The following is an 8,658-nucleotide window of genomic DNA, read 5'->3' on the forward strand; positions in this document are numbered from 1 at the left end:
CGCCCAAAGCGAAGCCGACGGCCCCGCCCAAAGCCATGCCGGCGCCCGCGCCCAAAGCGAAGCCGACGGCCCCGCCCAAAGCCATGCCGGCGCCCGCGCCCAAGGCCATGCCGGCGCCCGCGCCCAAGGCCATGCCGGCGCCCGCGCCCAAGGCGAAGCCGACGGCCCCGCCCAAAGCGCTGCCACCGGTGCCGGCCGCGGCCCCGCCGGCACCGAAGGCGCTGACGGAGAAGAATCAGGAACTGGCCTGGCTGGCCCGACGCGCCACCGCCGAGGCGACGAAAGCCGGCGCGGACATCAGTCTCACCGTGCTGGACCGCGGCACCGGTCAGGTGATCTCCGGGGGCGACCGGTCACCGTTCCCGATAGCCTCGGTTGTCAAGCTTTTCATCGCCGATGACCTGCTCACCGAGACGGCGCGGCGCAAAGAGAAACTCAGCCCGCAGGATCGACGGGGCCTGGACCTGATGCTGCGGTCCTCCGACGACTTCCCGGCCGACGACTTCTGGGTACGCGGCGGCGGCAACGAGATCATCGACCGGGTCACCGCCCGCTACAGACTGTCCGGGACCACCGCGCCTTATGACGGCAACTGGTGGAACACCATGAGCACCACCGCCGATCTGGTGCGCTACTACGACATGCTGCTCGACGGCACCGGTGGCCTCCCGGCCCAGCAGGTGGCCGTAATGCTGGCCGACCTGGCCGCCTCGACCCCGATCGGCGCCGATGGTTATCCGCAGCGATTCGGTATCCCGGACGGGCTGTTCGCCGAGAAGGTCGCGGTCAAGCAGGGCTGGATGTGCTGCTGGGGCCCGGACAACCAGGTGCATCTGTCGACCGGGGTGGCGGGGCCGGATCACCGTTACGTCATCGCGCTGGCCTCGATGCAACCGGCCGACGAGGCCACCGCGCGTGCCACCATGACCAAGACGCTCAAGACGATGTTCCCGAGCGGACAGATCTGAACGATCAGCCCAGCAGGTCCGGGCGCCGCGCACGCGTCCGTTCCAGGGCCTGCTCCCGTCGCCACGCGGCGATCCTGGCGTGGTCCCCGGAGAGCAGGACCTCCGGGACCGGCAGTCCCCGCCACTCCGGCGGCCTGGTGTAGCTGGGTCCTTCGAGCAGTCCGTCGGAATGCGAATCATCTTGGTGGGAAAGCGGATTGCCGAGCACATCGGGTAACAGCCGCACCACCGCCTCGATCATCACCAGGGCTGCGGCTTCTCCCCCGGCTAGGACGTAGTCCCCGATGGAGACCTCCTCGACCCGCATCCGCCGGGCCGCATCCTGCGCCACCCGCTCATCGATGCCCTCGTAGCGGCCACAGGCGAACAACAGGTGTTTCTCCGCCGTCCAGCGCTGGGCGTCGGCCTGGACGAAAGGCCGGCCCGCCGGCGTCGGGATCACGAGAAGCGTTTCAGGCGTGCCGATTTCGTCGAGCGCCTCACCCCACACCGGTGCCCTCATCACCATTCCCGGCCCCCCGCCGTAGGGCGAGTCGTCTACCGAATGGTGTACGTCGTAGGTCCACCGGCGCAGGTCGTGCACGGCGAATTCGACGATGCCGGCCTCGATCGCCCTGCCCGGCAGGGACTGCCGGACCGGGTCGAGGTAGCCGGGGAAAATCGTGACGACGTCGATGCGAATCACAGCGACTCGATGTCCAGCAGACCTTCGGGCGGGTCGATCTCGACGCCGCCGTCACGCGACACCGACGTCACGATGGCGCGGACGAAGGGAACCAGTATCTCCCTGCCGTCCGGGGCGCGAACCGCCAGCAGTTCCCCGGCCGCGGTGTGTAACACTTCGGCGACCGTCCCGACCCGCACGCCGCCCACGGTGCGAACCGTCATGCCCTCGAGTTCGTGGTCGTAAAACTCGTCGGGGTCGTCCAGGGACGGCAGGTCGCCGGAGTCGACGACGAAGAGATGCCCGCGCAACGCCTCCGCGCCGTCGCGATCGCACACCCCGACCAACCGGACCAGCAGACGGGCTCCGTGCGGACGAGAAGACTCCACCGCCACCTCGCGGACCGGGCCCGTCCCACGGGATGGCCTGAGCCGCAATCGGTTACCGCCGGCGAACCGCTCCTCGGGATCGTCGGTGCGGACGTCGACCACCAGCTCGCCGGTGACGCCGTGGGGTTTGATCACCCGTCCGACCACGAGCTCCATCGACAGGCGCGAGCTACTGGTCGGTGTCCACCACATCGACGCGGATACCCCGGCCGCCGATGCCGGCCACCAGGGTCCGCAGCGCGGTGGCGGTTCGGCCGCCGCGGCCGATCACCTTGCCCAGATCGTCGGGGTGCACGTGCACCTCGACGGTCCGGCCGCGACGGTTGGTCACCATGTCGACGCGGACGTCATCGGGGTTGTCGACTATCCCGCGCACAAGGTGCTCGACGGCGTCGACGACGACCGAACTCATTCCGCGGCCGGCCCGGCGGACTCCGCGGCGGGCTCGACCTCGGACTCGGCCGCGGGCTCGGACTCCGCAGAAGCCTCGACCTCCGCGGGCGCCTCGGTCTGCTCGGTCTTCTTGGCCGGGGCCTTCTTCTTCTTCAGCTGAACGGCGTCACCGGTCGGTGCGCCGTCGGCGCCGGCCAGGGCGGCGTTGAACAGTTCGAGCTTGGTCGGCTTGGGCTCGGCGACCTTCAGCGTGCCCTCGGCCCCGGGCAGCCCCCTGAACTTCTGCCAGTCCCCGGTGATCTTGAGCAGCTTGAGCACCGGTTCGGTGGGCTGCGCCCCGACGGACAGCCAGTACTGCGCACGGTCGGAGTCCACCTCGATCAGGCTCGGCTCCTCCTTGGGGTGGTAGCGGCCGATGACCTCGATGGAACGACCGTCGCGGCGGGTGCGCGCGTCGGCGACGGCGATACGGTACTGGGGGTTTCGGATCTTGCCGAGCCGGGTGAGCTTGATCTTGACAGCCATGGACGAACCACTCCTCTAGTCGCACGCTGCAATTCAGCGATCACCGGCGGGATGCCGGAACCCGGTTTTGCCTCGCGTGGCCAGCGACAGATTCTGCCAGATCAGCCGGCACGGGCGTTAATCGACCGCTTCTGGCCCAGCGGCGCCGACCGCTACACAACCTTGTTCAGGCACTTGGCCTCGACCCGCCGGCTGAGCCGCCAGCCCTCGGCGGTGCGGACGAACTCGTCGTCGTACCAGAGCGCGCAGAACAGGATCTGGCTCTGATCCCCCGAGTCGCTTCGCTCCCGGCCCGTGGGCCCCGCGCCCAGTTGCATGGGGTTGAAACACATGGTTCGCCCGGACGCGGTGTCGCCGGCCAGGGTGATGTCGAAGTTGCCGAGCAAGTGGTAGTAGGCCGGGAAATTCGGCAGCACCTGCGCCAGCCAGGCCTTCACCTGCGGGTAGGCGCCATCGATGCCGCCCATCGAGCGGAAGTCGATGTAGGCGTCCGGGGTGAAGATCCGGTCGAGGTCGTCGAATCGACGCTGATCGATGGCCGTCGCGTAGTCGACCAGCAGTTGCTGGATCTCCAGCCGATCCGAGATTTCCGCCATACTCAGCATGCGAGGATTCAACACCGCAGCTACGCGCCGCCGCCACCGGTTAGGCTGATCGCCCATGCGCAGGCTCGCCGCCGCTGTAGCGGCTTCTCTCACGCTGTTCGCATCAACCGCGGCCACCGGACTTGCAACACCGGCATTCGCCGAACCCAGCGTCCAGCCGGTCGGCTCGGTGCCCGTCCCCGACGGCCCTGCGCCGTCGTGGATCGTCGCCGACCTGGATTCCGGCCAGGTTCTGGCGGGTAGGGACATGTACGGCGCGCATCCGCCGGCCAGCACCATCAAGGTGCTGCTCGCGCTGACCGCGCTCGACGAGTTGAGCCTGGACTCCACGATCGTGGCCAGTCAGGCCAACGCCGACGTCGAATGCAACTGCGCCGGAATCAAAGCCGGCCAGGTCTATTCCGTCCGCCAACTTCTGGACGGGGTGCTGCTGGTGTCGGGCAACGACGCGGCCGAGACGCTGGCCGACATGCTCGGCGGCTACGACACCGCGGTGGACAAGATGAACGCCAAGGCCGCGGCCGTCGGCGCCACCGACACCCACGCCACTTCGCCCTCAGGTCTGGACGGCCCGGGCGGCCCGGGCTGGACGACCCCGCACGACCTGGCGGTGATCTTCCGCGCCGCCATGGCCGATCCGGTGTTCGCGCAGATCACCGCGCAGCCGACCGCGATGTTCCCCGGCACGGCCGGGGGAACCCGGCTGATAAACCAGAACGAGTTGCTGACGCGCTACCCCGGTGCGGTCGGCGGTAAAACCGGCTACACGTACGCGGCCCGCAAGACTTTCGTCGGTGCCGCACAGCGCAACAGCAGGCGCCTGGTCATCGCCCTGATGTACGGCCTGGTCCGCGAAGGCGGGCCGACCTACTGGGACCAGGCGGCCACCCTGCTGGACTGGGGGTTCGCCCAGAGCCCGTCCACCGCCGTGGCGGCGCTGTAGCCGCCCCCAACTGCCTGGTGGCGGCGCTGTAGCCGCCCCCAACTACCTGGTGGCGGCGCTGTAGCCGCAGCCGCCCCGGTCGCTAGCCCCGGAAGCCGGGTTGGGCGACCTCGGCCGGCGTGAGCTGGTAGGGCGGCGCGGCCAGTTGGTTCGGCGTGGCCACGATCGCCGCGTCGGTTTCCGCCGGCATCGCCCCGGCAGGCATCGCCCCGGCGGGCGGCGCGACGTACGGCGCCGGTGGCGGCGGTTTCGGCGGGGCGGCCGGCGGCGGTGGCGCCGAGGTGTACTTGGGCTTGGGCTCCAGCGGCAGCTTGCCGGGCACCCAGGCCAGGATGTCGCGGATGCCGTCGCTCCACACGACGCTGTTGGGGACGTCGGGACCGACGACGTCGAAGTACAGCTTGGTCGGGTTCGAGGCGCCCGAGATCACCGGGAAATACGCCCCGTTGAGGGCGCGGGCGCCGAACCTCTCGATCATCAGGGGGGCGGATCCGCCGAAGGTGTCGACCTTCAGATTGGCCGAGAACAGCTTGCCGTTGTGCGGGACCGGGTCCTTGCTGGGCCCGAACTTGTCCACGGTGTAGCCGATGTAGGGCATGCCGTTCATGCCGTTCAGCCGCTCCTGCTCACCGAAGATCTTGATGTTGTCGGCGGCGGAGGCCGGTGCCGCCGTGCCCGCACCGATCCCGACTGCGACCGCGGTTGCAGCCAGAACTCCGGCCAGCTTGGTGATCTTCACCTTGACTCCCCTTCATTGCGTCGATTTCGCCCAGCGCGGTTAGACGATACCCCGAGATTCGCCCGCACACCGGGTTCAGCGATACCCGGCCGGCGCCCCCCGGTGACCGCGCGCCGCCGTGTGCTTCGGAGACCGCCCGAACAGCCCCGTAACGCCCATTGCTGACTTTGGACCCGAGCGCGGTGAAACAACACTTCAGATCGTGTTAGGCCAAGCACTCCCAGTTTGCCGGAACAGCCCGGCGCCCGGTTCCGGGAAGGCCGCGATCCGGCGACAGCAGACACCGGACAACGCGGGCACGACGCCGAAGCAGTAGATTGCCCGCTGTGATTCGGGGACGGTTGCGTCCGGCCGTGGCGGTGGCCGCGATCCTGGCGGCATGCGTCGCCCCGGCCGCCGGCGCCGAACCCGCCCAACCCTCCGCGATAGCCCCGCCCGTGGGCCCCGCGCCGGCCTGGCTGGTCGCCGACATGGTCAGCGGCCGCATTCTCGGCGCTCAGGACGCCTACGCCCCGCACGCCCCGGCGAGCACCATCAAGGCGTTGCTGGCCATGGTCGTGTTCGACCAACTGGCCCTCGACAACGCCGCCCGGGCGACCGAGGCCGACACCGAGGTCGAGTGCTCCTGCGTGGGACTGGTGCCCGGGCAGTTCTACACGGCCCGCCAACTGCTCGACGCGCTGCTGATGGTGTCGGGCAACGACGCCGCGAACATGCTGGCCGAAATGGTCGGCGGAATCCCGGTGGCGGTGGCGAAGATGAACGCCAAGGCCCAGCAGGTCGGCGCCACCAGCACCCGGGCCGGCTCCCCGTCGGGTCTGGACGGGCCCGGGTGGGAATCGGTGACCACGCCGCACGACCTCGCGGTGATCTACCGGGCGGCGCTGAACTATCCGCTGTTCGCCCAGATCCTTCATCAGGGCACAGCGGTCTTCCCGGACGGCGACGGCGGATTCAAGCAGATCGCCGGCCACGACCCGCTGCTGGCCGGTTATCCCGGGTTCATCGGCGGGAAGACCGGCTACACCAACCTCGCCCGGGAGACCTACGTGGCGATGGCGCAGCGGGACGGGAAAAGACTTGTCGCGGTGATGATGTACGGCAAGGACGAGTTGTGGGACCAGGGCCGGGCGCTGCTCGACTGGGGCTTCTCACAGCCCTGAGCGTTCAGTAGACCGCGCCGCGCAGAATCACCCGGTCGGGGCGGGCAAGCGCCTCCGGCCCGGAACGCGGATCCTCGGCGAAACACAGCAGGTCGGCCGGCGCACCGTCGGCCAGGGCCGGCCGACCCAGCCAACGGCGGGCATCCCAGCACGCCGCACCGACCGCTTCGCCGGGCGTCATCCCGATCCCCTTGAGGGCTTCCACCTCACGGGCGATCAGTCCGTGCGGAAGGTTCCCGCCCGCGTCGCTGCCGGCGTAGATCGGGACGCCGGCCTCCCGGGCGGCACCGATGCGCTGACGGAACCGGCCGTGGAGATCACGCATGTGTGCGGCGTAGATCGGGAATTTCGTTGCCGCGTCGGCGAATACCGGGAAGTTCTCGATGTTGATCAGGGTGGGCACGAGCGCGGTGCCGCGGGCCGCCATCATCGCGACGGTGTCCCCGGTCAGACCGGTGCCGTGCTCGATGCAGTCGATGCCGGCACCGATAAGACCCGGCAGGGCGTCCTCGCCGAATACGTGCGCTGTGACCCGGGCGCCTTCGGCGTGCGCGGCGTCGATCGCGGCGACCAGCACGTCGTCGGACCACAGTGGCGCGAGGTCTCCCACCGTCCGGTCGATCCAGTCACCGACCAGTTTCACCCAGCCGTCACCCCGGCGGGCCTGCTCGGCCACCGCGGCGGGAAGTTGCCATTGGTCCTCCAACTCGACGGCGTAACCGGGCAGATAACGCTTGGGTCTGGCGAGATGCCTTCCGGCCCTGATGATTTGCGGAAGGTCACGGTGGCCGTCCAGGCTTCGGGTGTCGGTCGGCGACCCGCAGTCACGCAACAGCAGGGCACCCGCGTCGCGATCGACCTCAGCCTGCGAGATCGCCTCGTCGAGGGCGATCGCCCCGTGCGGGCCGAGGCCGACATGACAGTGCGCGTCGACCAGGCCGGGGATCACCCAGCCGCCGTCCCACACGGTCCGGGCACCGGAGACCGGCTCGGCGCGCAGGACACCGTCGGCGATCCACCACTGCACCGGTTCGCCGTCGGGAAGCCCGCGGCCGCGGACGTGGAGCGGCCCCTGAGCCGGCGGCGAGTCGGGCAACTACCGCTGGCCGGGGAACTTCAGCTTGGACAGGTCGAACCCGGCCAGGCCCGGCGGGAGTTCGTTGAGACCCTCCGGCAGCTGCGACAGATCCGGGAAGCCCTCCGGCATGCCCGCACCCATCAACGGGTTGTGCGCCTTCGCCGGCGTCGGACCCCGGCCCTTGCCCTTGCCCTTCTTCTTGTTGTTCTTGGAGCTGCGCTTGGTCGACTTGCGGCCGAAGCCCATGCCCATGGCGCCGGCCATCTGGGACATCATCTTCCGCGCCTCGAAGAACCGGTCGACGAGTTGGTTGACCTCCGAGACCGACACCCCGGAACCGTTGGCGATGCGCAGCCGCCGCGAGGCGTTGATGATCTTCGGGTCGGCGCGTTCCTCGGGTGTCATGCCGCGGATGATGGCCTGCAACCGGTCCAGGTGGCTGTCGTCGATGGCGGCGAGCGCGTCCTTCATGCCCGCCGCGCCGGGCAGCATGCCCAGCAGATTGCCGATCGGGCCCATCTTGCGGATCATCAGCATCTGCTCGAGGAAGTCCTCCAGAGTCAGTTCGCCGGAGCCGATCTTGGCGGCGGCCTCCTCGGCCTTCTGAGCGTCGAAGACCTGCTCGGCCTGTTCGATGAGCGACAGCACGTCGCCCATCCCGAGGATCCGGCTGGCCATCCGGTCGGGGTGGAAGACGTCGAAGTCCTCCAACTTCTCCCCGGTGGAGGCGAACAGGATCGGCACCCCGGTGATCTCCCGCACCGACAGGGCCGCGCCGCCGCGGGCGTCGCCGTCGAGTTTGGTCAGCACTACGCCGGTGAAGCCGACGCCCTGGCCGAACGCCTCGGCGGTGGCGACGGCGTCCTGGCCGATCATGGCGTCGAGGACGAACAGCGTCTCGTCGGGTTGCACGGCGTCGCGGATGGCGGCCGCCTGGGCCATCAGCACGTCGTCGATACCCAACCGGCCGGCGGTGTCGATGATGACGACGTCGTAGTACTTGGTCCTGGCTTCTTCCAGGCCCCAGGCGGCGACGGCGACCGGGTCGCCGGGCCCCCAGCCCTCGGACTCCATGGACTCCACCGAGGTGCCGGGGTGCGGGGCGTAGACGGCGACGCCGGCCCGCTGGCCGACGATCTCCAACTGGGTCACCGCACCGGGGCGCTGCAGGTCGCAGGCCACCAGCAGCGG

11 protein-coding genes are annotated in these 8,658 nt (G+C 69.6%); 3 read left to right on the plus strand and 8 right to left on the minus strand.

Annotated elements, in window-relative coordinates:
* A partial coding sequence (locus ADBZ5U_RS12615; protein ID WP_526810690.1) for a serine hydrolase occupies nucleotides 1–968 on the plus strand: 968 nt, incomplete at its 5' end.
* Nucleotides 969–972: 4 nt separating this feature from the next.
* Here the strand turns inward: ADBZ5U_RS12615 and trmD are convergent.
* From trmD to ADBZ5U_RS12640, 5 genes are all read right to left on the minus strand, one after another.
* A complete protein-coding gene (gene trmD / locus ADBZ5U_RS12620) occupies nucleotides 973–1,650 on the minus strand; it encodes a tRNA (guanosine(37)-N1)-methyltransferase TrmD (protein WP_526810706.1) in 678 nt (225 codons plus the stop codon).
* On the minus strand, nucleotides 1,650–2,177 hold the full coding sequence (gene rimM, locus ADBZ5U_RS12625) for a ribosome maturation factor RimM (protein ID WP_526810692.1): 528 nt from the start codon (nucleotides 2,175–2,177) through the stop codon (nucleotides 1,650–1,652). Before rimM ends, trmD begins: the two co-directional genes overlap by 1 nt.
* A gap of 13 nt (nucleotides 2,178–2,190) precedes the next feature.
* Nucleotides 2,191–2,433 (minus strand): RNA-binding protein, encoded by a 243-nt coding sequence (locus ADBZ5U_RS12630; protein WP_003928628.1) that lies wholly within the window; start codon nucleotides 2,431–2,433, stop codon nucleotides 2,191–2,193.
* Nucleotides 2,430–2,939, minus strand: coding sequence for a 30S ribosomal protein S16 (rpsP, locus tag ADBZ5U_RS12635; protein ID WP_526810694.1), 510 nt, complete (start codon nucleotides 2,937–2,939; stop codon nucleotides 2,430–2,432). Before rpsP ends, ADBZ5U_RS12630 begins: the two co-directional genes overlap by 4 nt.
* A 152-nt stretch (nucleotides 2,940–3,091) precedes the next feature.
* On the minus strand, nucleotides 3,092–3,544 hold the full coding sequence (locus ADBZ5U_RS12640; protein WP_526810696.1) for a nuclear transport factor 2 family protein: 453 nt from the start codon (nucleotides 3,542–3,544) through the stop codon (nucleotides 3,092–3,094).
* A 55-nt stretch (nucleotides 3,545–3,599) separates the two neighbouring features.
* Here ADBZ5U_RS12640 and ADBZ5U_RS12645 point away from each other — a divergent pair, with 55 nt between their 5' ends.
* Nucleotides 3,600–4,487, plus strand: a complete 888-nt coding sequence (locus ADBZ5U_RS12645; protein ID WP_526810698.1) for a D-alanyl-D-alanine carboxypeptidase family protein — start codon at nucleotides 3,600–3,602, stop codon at nucleotides 4,485–4,487.
* Nucleotides 4,488–4,569: 82 nt separating this feature from the next.
* Here the strand turns inward: ADBZ5U_RS12645 and ADBZ5U_RS12650 are convergent, their stop codons facing one another.
* Entirely contained in the window at nucleotides 4,570–5,226 is a 657-nt protein-coding gene (locus ADBZ5U_RS12650; protein ID WP_526810700.1) for a DUF1942 domain-containing protein, read from the minus strand.
* Between the two features lie 329 nt (nucleotides 5,227–5,555).
* On the opposite strand from ADBZ5U_RS12650, the gene ADBZ5U_RS12655 reads away from it, so the two are divergent.
* Nucleotides 5,556–6,389, plus strand: a complete 834-nt coding sequence (locus ADBZ5U_RS12655) for a D-alanyl-D-alanine carboxypeptidase family protein (RefSeq protein ID WP_526810708.1) — start codon at nucleotides 5,556–5,558, stop codon at nucleotides 6,387–6,389.
* Nucleotides 6,390–6,393: 4 nt separating this feature from the next.
* Here ADBZ5U_RS12655 and ADBZ5U_RS12660 read toward each other — a convergent pair whose 3' ends face one another.
* Nucleotides 6,394–7,485: a metal-dependent hydrolase family protein gene (locus ADBZ5U_RS12660; RefSeq protein ID WP_526810702.1), complete on the minus strand. Its 1,092-nt coding sequence runs from the start codon at nucleotides 7,483–7,485 to the stop codon at nucleotides 6,394–6,396.
* On the minus strand, nucleotides 7,486–8,658 hold a 1,173-nt coding region (locus tag ADBZ5U_RS12665), incomplete at its 5' end, for a signal recognition particle protein (RefSeq protein ID WP_526810704.1). It abuts the gene before it with no gap.

Source organism: Mycobacterium sp. (assembly GCF_040398885.1).
Lineage (GTDB): Bacteria > Actinomycetota > Actinomycetes > Mycobacteriales > Mycobacteriaceae > Mycobacterium.